The organism is Photobacterium galatheae (assembly GCF_000695255.1).
Classification (GTDB): Bacteria; Pseudomonadota; Gammaproteobacteria; order Enterobacterales; family Vibrionaceae; genus Photobacterium; species Photobacterium galatheae.
The window spans coordinates 92,700-111,517 of sequence record NZ_JMIB01000018.1; the positions used below are offsets into that span (position 1 = coordinate 92,700).

Consider the following 18,818-nt stretch of genomic DNA (forward strand, 5'->3'; position numbering starts at 1 on the left):
GGTTATTGAAAGCAGTGTAAACATCTAGACGTCTACAAATGATTACATCTGACCTGAAAGGCTGCCGCATATTGATCTTGGATCCGTATTCCGATGACTCATTGGCAAATATCATGTAACTCGCATACAAATAGGGGTAGGCCGAGTGGAATGTAGCGCGTGTAAGGGAAATCAATGAAGCGACAACGCCTTACCTTTATCAGTTTACTGTTAGCCGCCGGGATGTTGTTGTCCGTGGTTCTGCTGTTTATTTTTTCTCACCTGGAAACAAAGCGGGTCGAGCGGGAGTTTCAGTCGGATGTCACCGAAACGGCGCATTTTTTTGTTCAGGCGATCAACAACCATTTTGAAGCGCTGTATTCCCTTCAGTTGAACCTGGACACCCAGGGCATTCCGGATGTAACGCGCTTTCAGACCCTGACCGGTAAAATCCTGCAACGTTATCCGGCAATCACCGCGCTAGAGTGGATTCCTGAAGTTGAACATCAGGCGCGTGCTGATCATGAAGCCGAGGGCAGCACCTGGCTGCCGGGCTATGTGATTACCGAGCAGGTGGCGTCCGGTGAGCGGGTCGCTGCCAGTGATCGGAATCTGTACTACCCGGTTTATTATGTTGAACCGGTTGCCGGGAACGAAGCGGTGATGGGGTATGACTTAGGATCACACGCATTTCGGTTTGAAGCGGTACAACGTGCCCGTGACAGTGGTCAGCTACAACTGACGGTGCCTTTGCAGATTCGCCGAAATAACATGGACGCGCAGGGTGTGATGAGCCTGTTGCCTGTTTATGAGTTTCCGGAGCCCATGACTTCGGTGGAACGTCAGGATAGTTTGCTGGGATTTGTGGGGGGCGTCTTTCACCCGGCCGAAATCTTTTTATCTTCATCCGGTGCCCATGAGGCCAATGCTTTTTCCCTGACGCTGATTGATACTCAGGCCCCTTCAGGGCACCGTGTGGTATTCAGTCTGGTGCCGGAAGCGGAAACCGGGCTGGTCAGCCAGCAGAAGCGATATCATTATGTTCAGAAAACACTGACACCGGATGTGCTGGCACAGCAATATGATGAAAATTTCCGTTATGTACATCAGGTGTTGAGCAAAGGTGGCCGCCGGTGGGTGATTGAAGCTGTTCCGTTGCAGGCGTATGTCACCAGCCATTATTCCGCAACGCCATGGTGGGTATTTGCTGGGGTGAATGCGTTCTTTGTGCTGGCTGCGCTGGTAAGCTTCTTTGTATTTCAACGTGGCCAGGTGTATCTGGATAATCTGAATCAGCAGAATGACCGGTTGCTGCTTGTGAATGAAAAACTGGCGCGCATGAGCCGGGTTGATCCATTAACCGGTATTGCGAATCAACGTGCCTTTGAAGAAGAGTTGGATAAAGCGGTTCGGATCGCCCGACGGGAAAAAACACCGCTGGCATTGCTGGTCGTCGAGATTGATGATTATGCGCACTTTGCCAGCCAGTGCTCAGCCGAGACACTGGATTCCAGTTTGCGACAGTTGGCCAATGAACTGGACCGGACTCTGAAACGCCCGGCAGATCAGATGGCGCGTCTGGATGATGACCGATTTGCTGCGGTCTTGCCGAACACCAATAACGGTGAAATCGTCGCACGTTATCTGCGGGCGGCAGCAGAAAGACTGAATCTCGCCAGCCCTGATATGAGTGCCAACCCGTACCTGACGGTATCGGTTGGGGTTCTGACTGTGTTTGATATCCGGGAGACAACGGCGGAAGCCTTATTCCATCAGACAGAGGCATTGCTCCGTCGTGCTCAGGAAGAAGGGATCAATAAGATCTGTTCGGATCGGGTTGAGGGGGAGACATCAGCTGAGCAAGTACTCAGCTGATGGGATGTTTTTTACGCTTCAGAGGCCGTCTTGCTCATCTCGGATTTGCTCATATCGGAGCAGACAGACCAGCACAATCAGAGATTACATTGGCTGAGTCGCTTTGAAGGTAAGGGTGTGCTGACTGTTTGACAGCGTCAGGGTGTTCCCTTTCATTTCCGCTTTACTCCACTGGCTGAGTGTTTTGCTCATCACTTGCTCCAGTTTCATTGCATCTTCAGGGCAGGCCATCATGGTCATGCCCATTTTCTCAATGCGGAACTGACCGTCTTTCATTTCAGCATTGCCAAAATAGCGATTACAGCCGGAATGGCCGTGCGCCATCGTTTGGTTTTCAAAGCCCAGTGTCGGCACGGCGCCCATGGAAGGTACGGTGATCGCCTGACTATCAATTTTCGTCAGTTCCCATTCGTACTGAGTCAGGTCACCTGACGATTGAGAGGCCGTGCTGCCACCTGTTCCGGCGCAGGCAGATAAAAACAGGGCGGTGCCCATTGCAGTCAGCAGGTGTTTTTTCATTGTATTTCCCCTGATGGATTTGAATACTTATGACTTGTGTCGAGGCAAAAAATTCCGTACACAACTTCACTTTATTGTAGAAGCGAATTGTGCACGCTTGGTGATGCGTTGAGGTTTTCCTGTTTGACCATGTGTAAATACACATCCTGTTGCGGGAAAGGAATGGTCAGTCCTGCTTGATCAAACCTGAGTTTGACGGCCCGGGTCACATCCCAGTAGACATCCCAGTAGTCATCTGTTTTTACCCAAGGGCGGACAATAAAGTCCACAGATGAGGTGTTCAGGGTATGAACTTTGATTGTTTTTTCCGGTGCCCGCAGAACGGCCGGGTGGCTGTCAATAATGTCATGCAACACAGCTTCGGCTTGCTCAATACTGTCACTGTATCCGATGCTGAAGACCATATCGACACGACGCACACGCTCGTGGGTGACGTTCTTAATGGTATCGCCCCAGATCTTGCTGTTTGGCACAATAATGATTTGGTTATCAAAGGTCCGAATCGTGGTATTGACCAGACTCATGTGGCTGACCTTGCCTGAAACACCGCCCGCCTCAACAAAGTCTCCGACATCGAATGGGCGGTAAATCAGCAGCATCATGCCGGATGCAAAGTTCGACAGCGTATCCTGCAACGCAAAACCGACGATCACACCCGCCACCCCGAAACCGGTCAGAACCGGGGCCAGATTCAGTCCAATTTGCGACAGGGCGATCAGCAGGCCGATAAAAAACACCGCCTTACCGGACATCGAAATGAAAAAGTCCTGCATTAGCTGTGACATTCGCAGGTTTGGTGAGGAGACCGCCCGTTTTACCACTCTGCGGGTCAGATTTTTCAGCAACCGGAACACCAGAATGACCAGGATAAAGATGAAAATCTTGAACAGTACCTGCGGCGTATAGTCGACCAGCCATTTTTTCAGGTTGTCCGTCCAGGCGGAAAAAATAGAGTAAATGACCTGAATGTTCAAAATATCGTTGGTCAGGTCTCCGGTGACTTCAAATTGCTGTTTTTTGTAGTCAGACGTGTCAATCTCTGCCTTGTCCCCCAGGCTTGCCAGATAGTTGAGGCGATCAATGTCACTGGAAACTTTTCGCTGAGTCAGAATATGCATGAGCTGAAGTGCAGATTTTTCACTGTCTGAGGCGTCTTTCAGTTGCTTCGACAGCTCTTTTTCCTGCTGGTGATTGTACTCCAGTGATGCAGAGACAAATTCCAGCCGCTCGCTGATATCTTTGGCCAGTTTGGTTTTGTCTTTTGCGGTCTTGATGCCCAGTTGCTCAAGCCAGTGGTAGTTTGTCCACTGATCCCCCAGCATCTGAACGGATAACTGCCGCTCTTCATCCAGCTGTTTTTGTTTGAGAAGCTGTTCTTCCTGCGGTGCACTGTCCAGTGCTTTCTCATCGACCTTGATTTTTTGATCCAGGTATCTTGCCGTCGCAGCTGTATAGCGGATCTGATGTCTCACATAGTCAATCAGCTTGCCTTCGGCACCCTCTGGTGGGGCGCTGATCAGTTGCCCGAGCTGGTCCCGGAGATCATCATTTTTATTGAGCACCTGCATTCGCAGGACATCTCGTGTGGAGCCAGTGCGAGACTTGCTGGTCTGGTACAGCGCCATGACTTCCTGGTTGAGCTGAGCGAGGTCATCCAGTTTTGACTGAGCGGTTTCAGGTTCTGCCAGTGTGCTGAAGCTCAATGCCAACAGCGTAAAAAGGAGTAAAAACTTGCGTATCATTGAATGGGTTCCGGATGCTTGTGGCGCGGTAGAAACAGGAAATCGCAGCAATAGCCGTGCCGCGATTCAACTGTGGACAGTTATTGTGCTGAAAGCAGATCTTGCTGACAAAGAAAGCGGTGGTGGCTGAACTGCCAGCACCAGTCTGGTGTCCACATCTCTTGATTCAGAATAATCAGCATAGGACGTTTCACCTGATGCAGCATATACCAGAGCGCAGGGTAGTGGTGCTGGTCACAGATCAGGGTATCGCAGCCAGAAGCTGCGATCGTCTCGGCCAGTAACTGCTGGTGATTTTTTCGGGTATAGGCAAAGGCCATCAGGTGCTGAAGCCGGCAAAATGCGGCTAACTGCTGGGTGATGACTCTTGAGGACTGGAGAATGCCAGTGAGTTTCGGTTGAGCATCCATTGCTGAGAGCATGTCAATCCAGGACTTTGCATGTGATATTTCATGGCTCTTTTGCATCGTTTCACCTGTATAACATGAGCCAGAAACGTGGCTTTCAGGGAATTAATCAGTGTTCATTTGGAGTCTATGTCCGGCCATTGATTTCAATGTCAGAAATGGGTAAAAAATCACGCAAAAAAAAGCCCCCTGAAAAGGGGGCAAGTATTTACCATCGCTATTATTATTCGGTTGTTCCCGGGACAGTCGGCCAAAACCAGCCGGGAATCATTGATTTGAACACTGCTGATTTCGGGAGGATCAGCCGAAGTCACCGTTCACATAACCACGGGTACGATCATCACGTGGGTTATTAAACAGCGCATAAGTCTCATCGTGTTCGACCAGCTCACCCATCAGGAAAAAGGCGGTGCGGTCTGAAATGCGGCGTGCCTGCTGCATGGAGTGGGTGACAATGACAATGGTGAAGTCTTTCTTCAGCGACTCCATCAGATCTTCGATTTTTTTGGTCGCAATTGGATCCAGTGCGGATGTTGGTTCATCCATCAGAATGACTTCTGGCTCCATGGCAATCGTCCGGGCAATACACAAACGCTGTTGCTGACCACCAGAGAGACCGAAGGCATGAGATTTCAGGCGATCTTTCACTTCATCCCACAGCGCAGCACCACGGAGCGAACGCTCCACGACTTCATCCAGTTGTTTCTTGTCGGTCACACCTTGTGCACGCAGGCCATAGGCGACGTTTTCATAAATACTCATCGGGAAGGGGTTCGGTTTCTGGAATACCATGCCGACTTTAATCCGCAGCTTGGAAACATCCACGTTGCCGTAAACATCGGCACCGTCCATCGTGAGTTTGCCTTTGATTTTAACGCCTTCAATCAGGTCGTTCATGCGGTTCAGGCAGCGCAGCAGCGTTGATTTACCGCAGCCTGAAGGGCCGATCAATGCAGTGACCTGACGGTTTGGAATCGGCAGGTTAATTTTTTTCAGTGCCTGGTTTTCACCGTAGAACAGGTCCAGATTTTCAATGTTGAATTTGTTCATTTTCTCTTTCCTCGAAATCAGTAAGTCGCAGTGTTAAAACGTTTTGCAATCAGCTTGGTACACAGGTTGATGACCAGAACCACAACAATCAGAATGGTGGCCGTGGCGTAAGCCTGGTGCCATTCATGAATGGTGTAGAGTTCCTGAGTCAGCTTGTACAGGTGAACGGTGAGCGTTCGGCCAGAGTCCAGTAGACTTTCCGGCAGTCGCGCCACCATCCCTGCTGTCATGAAGACCGGCGCTGATTCACCGATAACACGACCTACACTGAGGATGATAGAAGTAACGATACCTGGCATTGCACTTGGCAGTATCAAACGCCAGATGGTGTAAATTTTTGAAGCACCCAGACCGTAAGAACCTTCACGATAGGTTTGCGGTACAGCCATCAGGGCTTCTTCTGTGGTCCGGATGATCACGGGCAGGATCAGGATACTCAGGGTCAGCGCACCTGACAGAATCGAGAAACCAAAGCCCAGAACCACCACAAAGAAGGTCATCCCGAACAGACCATAGATAATTGATGGAATGCCCGCCAGCGACTCGGTACAGAATCGAATCACTTTCACCAGACGACTGCCAACTTTGGCATATTCGGTCAGGTAAATGGCGGTCATGATGCCCAGCGGCGCTGCGACCAGAATGGAGGCCAGCACCATATAAATTGTGGAGACAATCATCGGCCAGATGCCGGACTCTTCGCCCAGTGTGGTGTAATTACTGGAAATAAAAGTCCAGTCTACATAGGCCAGGCCATTGCTCAGAATGTACCAAACCACCCACAGCAGGAAACCGACAGTAATGGTCGCGCATGTCCAGATCAGTCCCAGATAGATTTTGTCTTTCAGTTGTTGCCTGGCAGGGTTTCCTGCCATTTGGATTGTATTTGATGAAGATAAAGTCATTGTGATTACCTCGCACGCTCACGGTTCAGATAGAGCAGGGCAGCATTCAGCATCATGATGAAAACAAGCAGGACAATGCCGGTCGCGTAGAGTGCGCTTGCATGGATACCGGTCGCGTATGACATCTCAATCGCAATGTTTGCGGTCAGTGTTCGTGCGGAATCCAGAATCCCTTGTGGCATTGCCGGGGAGTTCCCCATCACCATGATAATGGCCATGGTTTCACCCAGTGCACGGGCAATCCCCAGAATCACACCGGTCATGATGCCTGAACGGGCAGCAGGAACCAGCAGCTTGAAAATGGTGAAAATATGCGAAGCACCCAGTGCCAGAGAACCCTCTTTATAACTGCGGGGCACGGCACGAATGGAGGTTTCTGAAACCGTAATCACAGTGGGCAGAATCATTACCGCCAGAACGATAATCCCGGCCAGGACAGTGTTCCCGGCAGGAACGTTGAATACGTCCTGAATCAGTGGCACGATAATCACCAGACCGAAGAAGCCGTAGACGACAGATGGAATCCCGGCCAGCAATTCCACCATCGGACGGATCACATCCGACAGACGTTTCGGGGCAATTTCAGCAATGAAAATCGCCGTCATCACACCGACGGGAACCCCTAGAATAACGGCACCGGCTGTGGAGACAACAGAAGCCACAATCATCGGGAAAATACCGAACAGTGCAGGTGGCAGCCATTCGTCACCTAGCACAATGCCGGTCACGCCAGCTTCTGCGAAAGCCGCATAGCCTTCACGGAAGATGAAATAGCCGATGGTGATCAGAGACAAAATGCCCAGAACGGCACTTGCCAGAAACAGATATTTGAAGAAGAGTTCACGCCAGTCGATTTTATCCGCTTCGGTCAGCGGGTTTTTGTTGTTGGCGCTTTCTACGTTGTTCGCGATGGTCATTGTTACTTACTCCAGACACTGAACCAAAACATTCAGGTACTGAGGAATGAAATGTCCGGTCTGTAATCAGACCGGACATAAAGGTTTTGCAGATTAGTGCGTTGCGATGAAGCCTTTGTCAGCAACGATTTTCTGAGCGTCGGCTGTTTTAATCCAGTTCAGGAAGTCCAGAGCAGCTTTTGATGGACGGCCTTCTTTGTAAATCACCAGGAATGGGCGCTGAACACCGTAGTCACCGGCTTTGATGGCATCAACAGATGGTTTGTGGCCGTCAATCGCCAGCGGTTTCACAGAGTTGTCGACAGAACCCAGAGAGATATAGCCGATTGAGAATGGGTTGCTGGCCACCATGGTTTTCAGCTGACCGTTACCGCTGGCAACCTGAGCACGCTGAGAAATTGCAGAAACTTTTTTACCGTTGACTTTACGTTTCAGAGACATGATGTCTTCGAATGCGCCACGAGTACCAGAAGCCGTATCACGGGTTGCAACCACGATTGGTTTGTCTTCACCGCCAACTTGTTTCCAGTTGGTGATTTCGCCTTTATAGATTTTCGAAACCTGTTCTTTGGTCAGGTCTTTGACTGGGTTTGAGTTGTGAACCACGACAGCGATTCCGTCACGAGCAATCACAACTTCTTTGATGTCTGAAGCTTTTTCAGAAGATTTCAGATCACGTGAGCTCATGCCCAGGTCGGCGGAACCGTCGTGTGCAGCACGGACACCAGCAGAAGAGCCAGGACCTTGCACTTCAACGACAACGTCATGAGTTTTAGCATAAGTTTCGCCAAAAATTTCCATCAGCGGGCTTACAGAAGATGAACCGACGACAGAAACTGTTTCAGCCGCCATAGCCGGGTTGAAAATCATTGAGCCTGCGAGTGCGATTGCGCCGAGAACCTTTGCTTTCATTTTCCTAATCCTTTCGATTTTGGCGAAATTGCCAATCAAGTGTTTAACGAACGAGGCACAGGTTAGGAGAGTTTTATGACAGGTTTGTTGCAGTTTATTGAACACTCTATGAAGGGAAATCTAAGTCGCTGAAAAGCGAAGGGAAAGCAAGTCGAACTGCAACCTTAGATTACGAAAAGCGCTTAAAATATACCACTTAAGAATATTTCATTCTAAAAAAGCGGTTTCATTTTGGGAAGGATCTCTCGTGTTGTTGTGCTTACTGCGTGAGGTGTCAGCTTTTTTGACAGCGATAGAAAGAAGAATTTTCAGATCGGGCTATTTGAAAAAGGCGTCTGAAATACATCACCGATCTCGTTAATGATAACTAACTTAATTGCATGATTTTTTAATCATTCTTCTGAAATGTCTGATTTCCCAATCTGTCGTGCAGATGAGGCTGGGCAGAAACGGCATATATGTTGATACCTGTTCCCCGAACAAAATCTTTTGGTTGGGGGGATGTATGAAGTCTTTCGCAAAAGCTGTGATGTCGGGCCTGATACTACTGGTGAGTGCACATGTGAGTGCTGCGATAGTGGATGTTGATTTTGGGGACTTTACCGGTTCATGGGTCAATGCCGTGGCTGAGCCAGGTCAAGGGCAGCCTGTCACTTCAGGCAATGGCACGGTGAACCCAACGCTTCGCTGGGGGAAGCCTTTATATCATCATCCGGGGAAGCAAAGTGGTTATCAGTTTGAATCAACAGCAGGGTTTCAGACTCAGTTTGATACGGATACAGGGACAAGTGACGACTTTCTGCTGGGCGAGTTTACACATCTGAACAACATGATTCTCAGCAGCGGGGCCAGGTTAAAGACTGTTGATCTGCAGCTCAGCACGACGGTTGCCATCGATGGTGCAGCCCCGATTGACGTGCAGTTTGTTTTTCACTTTCACCATGACGAAACCCTGAACAGCGCCAAACATTGTGCGAATGGTGAAGCGAATGGGCAGGGTGTGAATGCACATGGTTGTGCGGATATTATTTCCGTGACCACTTCAGATTTCAGCGATGTGACGGAGATCAATGGCATTCAATACACGCTGAACATTCAGGGGTTCCTGGTGAATGGCCTGTTTACCGACCACTTTGAAACCATGGAGAAAAGTACGAACAGTGCCATTATCCGGGCGAACATTTCGGCGATGCAGATCGACACACCGGTCTCTGAGCCTTCAGGTCTGGCTATATTCGGCGCATTTTTTATCGGTGGGGCTGTGCTGCGCCTGAAGCAAAAATTTCAGTCAAGATGATTTGAGCAAAGCATCTCTGATACAGAAGGCTTACGCATCAATTGCGCTGAAAAGAGGTCAGCACAGAAGCTTTACACTCGACTATTGTATTCACCTTAAGTGCAGCAGCCACGGTGCTGTGGCTGCAATTTTTAAATTTAATCAGCGTGATGCATATACATTTTTGTATACAATACCGAAGCAAATGCTTGACTGATATTCAAGAGCGAATGAATAAATTTGATAATTTTTATAAGAAAATTTGAGCCCGAGGGATATTCCAGCATTCCTATTCAGCATTTTATTGCCTTTAGTGTCCAATTTATGAATAGTTGATGCACAAAATAACATCAACTGGTTATTGGGATGCTTCGATGCAGCTGAGTCATTTATCTATTCGTAACAAAATTCTTGTTTTAGGGAGCGCTGTTTCCCTGCTGTTTGTGGTTGCAATGCTTTTTATTAAGTCAGCCAATGATCGCATTGGCCGAAATTTCAGTGAGTTTTATGAGCACAATTATCAAGTCTCTTCACTGATCGGGCAGATCCGGCAGGCACAGGCCGATATTCTCGGGAATGTCCGGGGATTGCAGGTGGTTTACCTGCTCGGCCTGAAAGAGCAGGTGCCAGAGTTTCGCGCCATCATTGATAAAAACAGCGCGAAGACACCGGCACTCGTTCGAACCTTAAAAGAAGATTACAGCGGTGATCCGGCGCTGTTCTCTGAGTTCGAAGCGAAACTCAATACTTATCAGAAAAACACGCAGCAATTTGTCAGTGACATGCAAAGCTCTCCCAATCACCGGGCGCCTTATCCAGTGTTCCGGGCATTTGTGGACAGCTATGCCGAACTGAATCTGCAGTTTGATCGCATTCAGCGAGCCAGCCAGGAAAGTGCAGTTCGCGCGAATCATGACACGGTCAATGCAATCAGTGATGCCAACATGGTGTTTTACATTTCGATTGTGCTGGCGCTGCTGATGGCCTTTGTGTTGAGTCACTGGATTGCACGCGGACTGGTGAACGGGATCAGCCGGGTGAAAGCCACGGCTGAAGCGCTGGCGAGTGGTCATCTGGATGTACTGTCTCATGTTGAGGGCAGGGATGAAGTCGCACAGCTCAGCAGTGCCATCGACAGCACGGTTCACCGTCTGCAAAATACGGTCAGCGGGATTGTCAGTTCCAGTGCACTGGTTGCGGAAAACAGTCATATTCTGCAGGAAGCGAACAATAATATTCAGGTTGCTGCCGGTGAAGTGTCGGAGCACACCATTCAGGCCGTTACGGCCATCGAAGAATTGTCGACCACAAGCCGAAGTATTGCTTCGAATACCTCAGATTCTGCCCGAGCATCGGATCAGATGATGGGGCTGGCAGAGCGGGGCATTGAATCGTCCAATCACACACAGTCAGTGGTGCAACGTTTAGTGACAACCCTGCAGCAGACGTCGGGCGTTGTGAACGAACTGCATGGCGAGTCGAGAAAAATCGAAAGCATTCTGGAAGTGATCCGCGGAATCGCAGAGCAAACGAACCTGCTGGCGCTCAATGCGGCCATTGAGGCGGCCCGCGCTGGTGAACAGGGCCGTGGCTTTGCGGTTGTTGCGGATGAAGTGCGCGGACTGGCGCAGCGCTCGCAAACCTCGGTAAATGAAATCGAGCAGATGCTGACACAATTGCAACAGGCATGCGGTAGTGCTGTCGATATGATGGCTGACAGTACCGCAGAAGCGGATCAGGCTGAATCCCGAATGGCTGAGACGAATCAGTTGCTCGACGATATCATGCATATGATTCATCAAGTGAACGAACAGACGCAGCAAATCGCAACAGCGGCGGAAGAGCAGAGCGCTGTGGCTGCGGACATCAGTCAGAATATTCATGTCGTGCAGTCACTGTCAGACAAAACAGCCTCGATTGCTGCCGATACGGTGCAGTGCAGCGACGATATGCAGCGGGTCAGTCAGGAAGTGAAGGCACAGGTCAGCTTCTTCCGGGTGTCCTGAAACGACGCAGAGGTATGTTTCTGAACACTGGAAAATCAATAGGCAGAATCAACAAATAAAAAAGTAAAAGAAGAAACCCGCCATTGGAATCCCATTGGCGGGTTTTTTATCGCTAGTTGTAAGACCTAAAGGCATTACTGATCTTAGTGGTCACTTTTCATTCTGACTGTCTTAAGGGTGAGAAATGAGCGCTGTGTACCACGATGAACAGAAAGTACAACAGCGCAACAAATTTCTGCTATAGCTTTTCTTTCTGCTACAGCTTTTCGCTACAGCCGCGGCCCAGCTTAGCTTGCCACTTCATCGACTAGATAAAGGATAGACTGATAAGGAATCCCGCTATGGTGTGACAGGCCGATTTCGCAAGTCCGGCTGTTACTGAAACCTCGGGTGCATTCGTCCGGCACCTGTGCCTTCAGCGGTGCCAGCGCGGCAGCGTTCAGTTCTGGTGTGGTAAAGCCTTTATCACCCGCCCAGCCACAGCACTGAATATGCTCCGGCACGACAACGTGACTGGCGCAGGCATTGGCCAGCTCAATCATTTCATGTTCAAGGCCCATCCGGCGGCTGCTGCAGGTGATGTGTAGCATGACGGTTTCCTGCTTCCGCTTGAGCGCCAGATGAGGCAGTAAATAGTGAAGCACCAGTCCGACCGGTTCGACAATATTCATCAGCTTTGTAAAGTGCTCGATGCTGCGTTTGGCACAGGGGCTGGTATCGATCAGAATCGGGTACTTACCGTGCTCGCTGGCTTGCCAGAGCGATGCTTCCAGCTGCTGGATTTTCTGTAGAGCCGGTTCCGTCATTCCTTTGCTGTCATAGGGCATCCCGCAGCACAGGTCGTTTACCTGTGGTGGGACAATGACATCAAAGCCTGCCTTCTCAATCAGTGACATTGTCACTTCTGTAAGGGGGCGGGTTTCTGGATTATCCGACTGCTGCCCCATGATGCGACTGGCACAGGACGGCAGGTAAACAATTTTTTTCTCGCCATGCACCTGAGTGCTGTCGGCTTCACTGAGCGGGTGGCGGTTCAGCACCGGCAGCTCTGGGAGCCATTGCGGGGCCGCACCTCGGGTGAGTTTTCTTGCCTGCCCGCTGAGTGTCTGCATTCGGGGTTCTCCCAGCATGGATTGCAGCGCGTGGGCCGCTCCCAGACCGGTTTTCGCCAGGCGTGTGGTGGTTGAAAAATGCTTGGCAGTCCAGCGGGCTATCGGGGTAAAGCGCTGGTATTTTTCAGTGCGCAGTTTTTTGACCAGCTCGCCGGTATGAATGCCCACCGGGCAGCGCTCGGCACATAAGCCGGTGGCGGCGCAGGTATCAATGCCCTCGTAGTTGAAGACCTTTTCGAGTGAGGCCGCCTGCTCAGCTTGTCCGTTGCGTCGGCGGTGTTGCAATTCACGGTACAGCACAATCCGCTGTCGGGGAGACAGCGACAGCGTTCTGGACGGGCAAACAGGCTCACAGAAGCCGCATTCGATACAGCGATCTACAATTGGATCTGCGGCAGGCATGGGTTTCAGGTGTGTGATATGGGCATGCGGATTGTCATTGATGATCACGCCCGGATTTAACAGCCCCTGTGGATCAAAAAGCTGTTTGATCCGCAGCATCAACTGATACGCATCTTTGCCCCATTCAAGCTCGACATAAGGCGCCATGTTTCGTCCGGTGCCATGTTCGGCTTTGAGTGACCCCTGATATTTCACCGCCACCAGTTCAGCGACCGCATCCATGAACGCACCGTATCGGTCGATTTCATCCTGTGCCTCAAACCCCTGAGTGAAGACGAAGTGCAGGTTTCCCTCTAACGCATGGCCGAAAATAATGGCTTCATCGTAGTGGAACTGATCAAACAGCGCCTGCAGATCCCGAACGCCACGGGCAAGATCGGCAACCGGAAAGGCGACATCTTCAATGATCACTGTGGTGCCGGTTTCCCGCACCGCCCCGACTGCAGGGAACATTCCTTTGCGGATTGCCCAGAGGGTATTGACCGTCGTCGGCTCGGTTGTGAAGGGGACAGATTCGAGAATATGAAAATCTGCCAGACTGTCCATCACTGTCTGGCATTGTTTCATCAGGTCTTGCTCGGTTCCGGCTCGAGTTTCTACCAGCAAGGCCGCGGCTTCGAGATCTAGTCCGGCCATAAAAGCAGGCATCCCGGCTTTGTCGGCGACGGAACGCATGGCGCGGCCATCCATCATTTCGACCGCTGAGACCGGTGTTTTTGCAAGGACAGACGTCGCTTCGCTGGCCTGCTCAATCGTGCTGAACACCAGCAGGGTGGACGCTTTGTGCGGATGCTCAATGACTGTGTTATAGGTGATGTCGGCAATAAAGCCTAAGGTGCCCTCAGAGCCAATCATCAGGTGTTCGATGATGTCGATGGGATCGCTGTAATCGGTCAGGGCATTGAGCGCGTAGCCCGTGGTGTTCTTCAGCCGGTATTTGTGGTTGATTCGGGCTTTCAGGTCGGGATTGGATTCGACGCTTTCTTTGAGCGCCGCGATCCCAGTCAGCAACTCAGCATGACTTTGCCGGAATGCTGCTTGACTGGTTTCGTCCCGGGTATTGAGCACGGTGCCATCGGTGAGCACCAGGGTCATGCCATTCACCGTACGGAAGGAATTCTGTGCGGTGCCGCAGCACATGCCACTGGCGTTATTGGCTGCAATTCCACCGATTTTACAGGTATTGATGGACGCCGGGTCCGGCCCGATTTTCCGGCCGTAAGGAGCCAGATAGCGGTTGGCATCGGCTCCGATCACACCGGGTTGGAGCGTAATTTTCTGTCCTTCCTCTTCAATGTGATGATGACGCCACTGATCGCTCAGGGTGATCAGCACGGAATCAGACACTGCCTGTCCCGACAAACTGGTGCCAGCGGCCCGGTAGGTGTAGGGCACGTGCAGCTCGGCACAGAGGCCAATCACCTGAATGATTTCTTCCAGCGTGTTCAGCCGTAACACGACCTTGGGCACCATGCGGTAAAAGCTGGCATCAGTGCCGTAGGCCAGCCGTTTGGCTTCGTCGGTCAAGATTTGTTCGGGGGTGAGAATTGCTTCCAGCCGGGAAATCAGCTGCTGATCGTTGTTCGTCATGATTGGTCTGCCTTTGCTCTGAGGCTGTTCCTGTTTTCTGAGAAAATCTTTTGTTTATGAATCAGATGGATATTCAGTGCTGACTTTGAGTCTAGCGTGCTTGCAACAGGAATGAGTGTTTGGGATCCCAGGTTTGCATTTTGTTTTCATCCATGTGAAGTGGTTGTGAACCCTATCGCTTTCTTTTTCGGGAATAAATGAATGCAATGAACAACATCCATTCCAAAAGTGATGAATCCCGATGGGCAAGACCGATGATTTGATCTTAGTTGTACAGGTGGTCGATGTCTCAGGGCGCAAAACACGTCAGGCAGCAGCCGAAGCCGTTACGCCGTGAGTGGTTTTGGGGAAAGCCTGAGCGGACCTGTGAAGATGTCTGTCCCGACGATTCCGGCCATCACAAAAAATTCGCTGACTGATTGAACATATTCGTCAGGCATATCAGGCGATTTTTCATTATTTTTAACCATGAGATCCGATAAATTTGTGATCCGCCTCTATACTTGAGTGTAAATGTCCATCAGCTCGTGATGAGAGATACCTGAAAGGTCAATCGCCCAGAGGGATTCAGATGAACTGGTATTTATACGCACTCAAAAAGTACGCCGTATTTTCAGGACGCGCTCAGCGACAGGAGTATTGGTACTTCTTCCTGATCAATCTGGTGATCACACTGGTATTGGGCTTTGCCGATCATCTGCTGAGTACCCCCGGCTCGGAAGAAGGCACCGGGTTGCTGGGTGGGGTGTATTCGTTGGCTATACTCTTGCCCTCTGTGGCTGTCGGTGTCCGACGGTTGCACGACATTGGCCGGACAGGCTGGTGGATGCTGCTGAGCCTGCTCCCGGTTCTGGGCTTCCTCATCTTACTTTACTTTTTCGTACAGGACGGCCAACCCGGCACCAACGAATATGGCCCCAATCCAAAAGAAGAGAACGATATGGGGCACATGACGGTGTGAGTTGCCGGCAGGTGCCCCTATAAACCCTGTTTTCATCGCAAATCTCTATGCATTGGCAAGACGTTGGTACGACGGCTGCCAACCGCATCATTTCCTTTTTCAATCCCCTCAGAACTTTGCCCCAAAGCACAGATATGCAATCCCGAATATGCCTTTTGAAGAAACCTGTTCCATAACTGAAAAGTGTGGTGATCAGTGTAATTTTATTTTCTTCAGTGACTTCAGTGTTATGGGCGGTAGCGTGTTTGGTGGCGAGTTGAGATGTTGTGGCGTTGGGCTGAATTTGGGGTAAGAGGAGATACACGACATGATGTCGTATATCTTATTGAGTTGTTGATGTAATACTCTTAGTTATATCTTTATTTATCAGATGCTTATGTTTTATTTGGTCTGTGGGGGTATATGACAGAGTTATATGACATGATGTCGTTGAATAAAATGTTATGCATCTTGAGGTCAGGGAATGGATGAAGAAATTCAGGAATTCATAGAGAGCGGGCGTAGGGAACATCAAGAGAAAGTATTCTTCGCTGAACAAGGCCTGGGCGCTGAAGTCCATTGGTTTTTTACGCAAGCAGTTCAAGCACTGAAAAGCGAACTCTACCTACCAGCATGTACAAGTTTCATTAACGGTATCGAAGCCTCGCTGAGAGTTACAATATCTCAGGTAGAGAACCCAGCTCGAGTGGAAGTCTTTGATCCTGTTAAAACTTTGAGCAACAGGCTTCTAAAATCCGCGCAAGATGCAGGTTTGCCAGTAGAGGCTTTGGCTTTTCCAGAAGAGGGTGATTTTCTAGAAAAGCTAGAAAGTAAGAAGCAAAATCAAGTCAATACTGAGATCGTGCGTGTTCGCCACAATCTTTGCCATGGCAATATTCTTGAATACATAAATACTGATTTTGGCGAAGATAATGCTTTTTTTACTCCAGAGTGCTGTAGAGAGCTTGCTCATCTTCTACACAAAGTTTCAAAAAAGTGGGCGGAGCAACTAGGAGTGTTTAGGCGGGGGCTGTTCAATGCATAACAAACTGCTGCAGCGGATCAATTTACGCTGCGCTTCAATTGCCCGCTGAGCAGGGCGTTAGTTGCCAAAGTATGTTCCTAAGGAGTTGGAGATTAAATGAAAGAGATGGTCATCTTGGTGCATAAAGTTACTAATACAGCTTACGCATCAGGAAATAAGCAGTTTTTCGACAAGTCAAAAGATGAACTTTTAAAAGTTATTCAAGACCGGACTAAACACGGAAGTAATCAAAACTTTTTGAATTGGTCTTCTAGATTTAGGTCAGTTGATGAGCTTGATTGTGTGTTTATAAAATGCCCAGAGAGTGGGGACGCAAAGATACAATCAAAAATATTGATGCACGCAAATGGTTGGGCTGAAATCAGTCAACAAACGCTAGAGAAAAACGTAGATTGAGTGTTAGCTACTTCCCTCATTAATTGCCAATAAAATGGCAACTAACAACTCGCCCTGAGATGGACGGTCAATAGTTAATATCATTATCTTGAATTATAGGGACAGACACCATAAAGAAATGCAGTCTTGAGGTGCCTGTCCTGCGATTAGCGCTGCTGATTAAGTTATATAACAGTAGATTATACGTACTTTTGCTTGTCGTGATATATGACAAATTAAATGAAATATTCTGTGGTGGAGTAGTATGAAGCAATTTAAATGTACTGGGTGTGGCTTATTATTTTCTTCGGAAGTAGATAACAATCAGCATCAGTCTGAGTGTCAGAATTACATTCTAAAAATAGAGCCATCATTCAAAATAAAACATTCCAAGAAAAAACGACAATTGCGAGCTTCAGTGCAAGGATCGTTTGAGTGGGCATTGAGAATGCCGTTACCCAAAAATTCAAAGAAATTTCTAATGGCTATGGATGAAAAATATAGTCAAGCAGACTTAGAAAAAGAAGTTCTTCGTCTAGAGCGAGAAATTATCTTTGGAAAATCAGACTCTGAGAAGTGTTTAAACCGTCAAATCGTAGCATCACACTTGCTCAAGCAGAAAATAGCGATTTCAGTCAAGATAAAAATGGAAGTTGAGTTGCAGCAAAAGAGAGATGCTGAGCAAAAAAAGGTAAAGGGTCAAGCAAAACGAGATCGGACTCAGGGAAGTGCTCTTGGCGGAGAATTTGATAAGAGATGTGGTCTATTTGTATCTGGTGGTGCGCCGGGTTTAGGCAAGCGTGCATAATTCACATGACAACACGTTCTGAGGTAGACGGTTAACAGTGAAGGAAAGATACTTCATGGCAAGGTGTTCAGTGTGACCATTTCTGATCTCACTGTCTGCCTTTTCAATTACTTTAGAACTTTTCCCGGAAGCACAGATATGCAGTAATCTCTGAGGTACCTGTCCTTGTTTGTCATTTTTTCTATGACTGAGTAGAGTCAATGAACGGTATAATTATAACTCTTCTTGGTAAGGAAGGTTTACTCCCTATCGTAGTGATCGTATGTGTCTTTAGTTCGATTTATGCGACTTTCTTTATCGTCTACCCTTACTTATTTAAAAAGTCATCTGTGTTATGTAGTGTGATTATATGCCTATTGGCGATTATTGGGGGGATTATAGGTTGGTATTATGTTGGTTTTGGCGCTGGGCTTATTGGTGCTGTATTGATGTTAGTATTTATTCCTGGATTAGCCTTCTATATAGGAGTTGGGCTAATTTTACTGGTTGGTATTATCGGAGCTCTGTGCGATTTTGGCGAAACATCATGCTTTTGGTGGTTGATTGTTATAGTTAGTCTGATTGGTGTTGGTTATCTCGGCATGATTTTCTGGGATGCACGGTGAGACATTCGTTTATTTGTTCGTTTGAATGAACTACCGGGACAGTCACTCTAAAGGGTGTGTGGATGATGGCCTGCTGGTATGTTTGCAAAAGTTTCAAAGACTTTCGATCGCGCGATTGTTTTGTGGAGCAATTGCTTGTCTTGATGATCCTCGCCGTAGATACTGAGGCTGTATGTGGCTAAATCAATGCATAGAGATAGTGACATGGTGGCCTCCAGTGGTTTCGTGGTCAGACTTACCCAGTGGCAAAGCTCTGATGAGGGGGAGCCTATGTTATTTGTTAGGTGTCTGCGGAATTAATTGGGAAGAGTTTATTTATTGAAGTTGATAAAAGTTACATATTCTTAATTATT

General features: G+C 48.9%; 16 protein-coding genes. 8 read left to right on the top strand and 8 right to left on the bottom strand.

Translation table 11 applies throughout. The features are described from left to right. Nucleotides 1–174: 174 nt before the first annotated feature. Entirely contained in the window at nucleotides 175–1,854 is a 1,680-nt protein-coding gene (locus tag EA58_RS09420; protein WP_036751724.1) for a CHASE domain-containing protein, read from the top strand. Nucleotides 1,855–1,938: 84 nt separating this feature from the next. Here the strand turns inward: EA58_RS09420 and EA58_RS09425 are convergent, their stop codons facing one another. From EA58_RS09425 to EA58_RS09455, 7 genes are all read right to left on the bottom strand, one after another. Next, nucleotides 1,939–2,373, bottom strand: a complete 435-nt coding sequence (locus EA58_RS09425) for an META domain-containing protein (protein WP_036751726.1) — start codon at nucleotides 2,371–2,373, stop codon at nucleotides 1,939–1,941. Between the two features lie 71 nt (nucleotides 2,374–2,444). Next, complete coding sequence (locus EA58_RS09430; RefSeq protein ID WP_036751728.1) at nucleotides 2,445–4,115, bottom strand: mechanosensitive ion channel family protein; 1,671 nt, start codon at nucleotides 4,113–4,115, stop codon at nucleotides 2,445–2,447. 80 nt (nucleotides 4,116–4,195) lie between these two features. Next, entirely contained in the window at nucleotides 4,196–4,582 is a 387-nt protein-coding gene (locus EA58_RS09435; protein ID WP_036751730.1) for a hypothetical protein, read from the bottom strand. A gap of 240 nt (nucleotides 4,583–4,822) precedes the next feature. Then, entirely contained in the window at nucleotides 4,823–5,572 is a 750-nt protein-coding gene (gene pstB, locus EA58_RS09440; protein ID WP_036751732.1) for a phosphate ABC transporter ATP-binding protein PstB, read from the bottom strand. A 17-nt stretch (nucleotides 5,573–5,589) separates the two neighbouring features. Continuing rightward, the gene (gene pstA, locus EA58_RS09445; protein ID WP_036751734.1) at nucleotides 5,590–6,477 is read right to left on the bottom strand and encodes a phosphate ABC transporter permease PstA; all 888 of its coding nucleotides are present in this window, start codon (nucleotides 6,475–6,477) and stop codon (nucleotides 5,590–5,592) included. Between the two features lie 5 nt (nucleotides 6,478–6,482). Further along, nucleotides 6,483–7,394 carry a phosphate ABC transporter permease subunit PstC gene (gene pstC / locus EA58_RS09450; protein ID WP_036751736.1) on the bottom strand — a complete coding sequence of 304 codons (912 nt, stop codon included), beginning with the start codon at nucleotides 7,392–7,394 and terminating at the stop codon, nucleotides 6,483–6,485. 93 nt (nucleotides 7,395–7,487) lie between these two features. Further along, nucleotides 7,488–8,306: a phosphate ABC transporter substrate-binding protein gene (locus tag EA58_RS09455; protein ID WP_036751738.1), complete on the bottom strand. Its 819-nt coding sequence runs from the start codon at nucleotides 8,304–8,306 to the stop codon at nucleotides 7,488–7,490. Nucleotides 8,307–8,811: 505 nt separating this feature from the next. Between EA58_RS09455 and EA58_RS09460 the strand changes: the two genes are divergently transcribed. Together EA58_RS09460 and EA58_RS09465 are read left to right on the top strand one after the other, a co-directional pair. Next, nucleotides 8,812–9,603: a THxN family PEP-CTERM protein gene (locus tag EA58_RS09460; RefSeq protein ID WP_152547978.1), complete on the top strand. Its 792-nt coding sequence runs from the start codon at nucleotides 8,812–8,814 to the stop codon at nucleotides 9,601–9,603. A gap of 314 nt (nucleotides 9,604–9,917) precedes the next feature. Next, complete coding sequence (locus tag EA58_RS09465) at nucleotides 9,918–11,588, top strand: methyl-accepting chemotaxis protein (protein WP_235199588.1); 1,671 nt, start codon at nucleotides 9,918–9,920, stop codon at nucleotides 11,586–11,588. A gap of 287 nt (nucleotides 11,589–11,875) precedes the next feature. On the opposite strand, the gene EA58_RS09470 is transcribed toward EA58_RS09465, so the two are convergent. Further along, the gene (locus EA58_RS09470) at nucleotides 11,876–14,692 is read right to left on the bottom strand and encodes an FAD-binding and (Fe-S)-binding domain-containing protein (protein ID WP_036751742.1); all 2,817 of its coding nucleotides are present in this window, start codon (nucleotides 14,690–14,692) and stop codon (nucleotides 11,876–11,878) included. Between the two features lie 571 nt (nucleotides 14,693–15,263). Here EA58_RS09470 and EA58_RS09475 point away from each other — a divergent pair. The 5 genes from EA58_RS09475 to EA58_RS09495 all read left to right on the top strand — a co-directional run bounded on the left by EA58_RS09475 (nucleotide 15,264) and on the right by EA58_RS09495 (nucleotide 18,465). Continuing rightward, nucleotides 15,264–15,653 carry a DUF805 domain-containing protein gene (locus tag EA58_RS09475; protein WP_036751743.1) on the top strand — a complete coding sequence of 130 codons (390 nt, stop codon included), beginning with the start codon at nucleotides 15,264–15,266 and terminating at the stop codon, nucleotides 15,651–15,653. A 463-nt stretch (nucleotides 15,654–16,116) separates the two neighbouring features. Continuing rightward, on the top strand, nucleotides 16,117–16,677 hold the full coding sequence (locus tag EA58_RS09480; RefSeq protein ID WP_036751745.1) for a hypothetical protein: 561 nt from the start codon (nucleotides 16,117–16,119) through the stop codon (nucleotides 16,675–16,677). 96 nt (nucleotides 16,678–16,773) lie between these two features. Beyond that, a complete protein-coding gene (locus EA58_RS09485; protein ID WP_036751747.1) occupies nucleotides 16,774–17,073 on the top strand; it encodes a hypothetical protein in 300 nt (99 codons plus the stop codon). Nucleotides 17,074–17,317: 244 nt separating this feature from the next. Continuing rightward, nucleotides 17,318–17,860, top strand: coding sequence for a hypothetical protein (locus EA58_RS09490; RefSeq protein ID WP_036751749.1), 543 nt, complete (start codon nucleotides 17,318–17,320; stop codon nucleotides 17,858–17,860). A 200-nt stretch (nucleotides 17,861–18,060) separates the two neighbouring features. Then, on the top strand, nucleotides 18,061–18,465 hold the full coding sequence (locus tag EA58_RS09495) for a hypothetical protein (protein ID WP_036751750.1): 405 nt from the start codon (nucleotides 18,061–18,063) through the stop codon (nucleotides 18,463–18,465). Nucleotides 18,466–18,818: the final 353 nt, after the last annotated feature.

What these genes read in the sequence shown, in the direction of transcription:
- EA58_RS09480 (WP_036751745.1), top strand. Translation starts at nt 16,117, where the DNA reads ATGGATGAAGAAATTCAGGAATTCATAGAGAGCGGGCGTAGGGAACAT.
- EA58_RS09495 (WP_036751750.1), top strand. Translation starts at nt 18,061, where the DNA reads ATGAACGGTATAATTATAACTCTTCTTGGTAAGGAAGGTTTACTCCCT.
- EA58_RS09465 (WP_235199588.1), top strand. Translation starts at nt 9,918, where the DNA reads ATGCACAAAATAACATCAACTGGTTATTGGGATGCTTCGATGCAGCTG.
- EA58_RS09430 (WP_036751728.1), bottom strand. Translation starts at nt 4,115, where the DNA reads ATGATACGCAAGTTTTTACTCCTTTTTACGCTGTTGGCATTGAGCTTC.
- EA58_RS09460 (WP_152547978.1), top strand. Translation starts at nt 8,812, where the DNA reads ATGAAGTCTTTCGCAAAAGCTGTGATGTCGGGCCTGATACTACTGGTG.
- EA58_RS09490 (WP_036751749.1), top strand. Translation starts at nt 17,318, where the DNA reads ATGAAGCAATTTAAATGTACTGGGTGTGGCTTATTATTTTCTTCGGAA.
- pstB (WP_036751732.1), bottom strand. Translation starts at nt 5,572, where the DNA reads ATGAACAAATTCAACATTGAAAATCTGGACCTGTTCTACGGTGAAAAC.
- EA58_RS09485 (WP_036751747.1), top strand. Translation starts at nt 16,774, where the DNA reads ATGAAAGAGATGGTCATCTTGGTGCATAAAGTTACTAATACAGCTTAC.
- EA58_RS09425 (WP_036751726.1), bottom strand. Translation starts at nt 2,373, where the DNA reads ATGAAAAAACACCTGCTGACTGCAATGGGCACCGCCCTGTTTTTATCT.
- EA58_RS09435 (WP_036751730.1), bottom strand. Translation starts at nt 4,582, where the DNA reads ATGCAAAAGAGCCATGAAATATCACATGCAAAGTCCTGGATTGACATG.
- EA58_RS09455 (WP_036751738.1), bottom strand. Translation starts at nt 8,306, where the DNA reads ATGAAAGCAAAGGTTCTCGGCGCAATCGCACTCGCAGGCTCAATGATT.
- pstC (WP_036751736.1), bottom strand. Translation starts at nt 7,394, where the DNA reads ATGACCATCGCGAACAACGTAGAAAGCGCCAACAACAAAAACCCGCTG.
- EA58_RS09475 (WP_036751743.1), top strand. Translation starts at nt 15,264, where the DNA reads ATGAACTGGTATTTATACGCACTCAAAAAGTACGCCGTATTTTCAGGA.
- EA58_RS09470 (WP_036751742.1), bottom strand. Translation starts at nt 14,692, where the DNA reads ATGACGAACAACGATCAGCAGCTGATTTCCCGGCTGGAAGCAATTCTC.
- EA58_RS09420 (WP_036751724.1), top strand. Translation starts at nt 175, where the DNA reads ATGAAGCGACAACGCCTTACCTTTATCAGTTTACTGTTAGCCGCCGGG.
- pstA (WP_036751734.1), bottom strand. Translation starts at nt 6,477, where the DNA reads ATGACTTTATCTTCATCAAATACAATCCAAATGGCAGGAAACCCTGCC.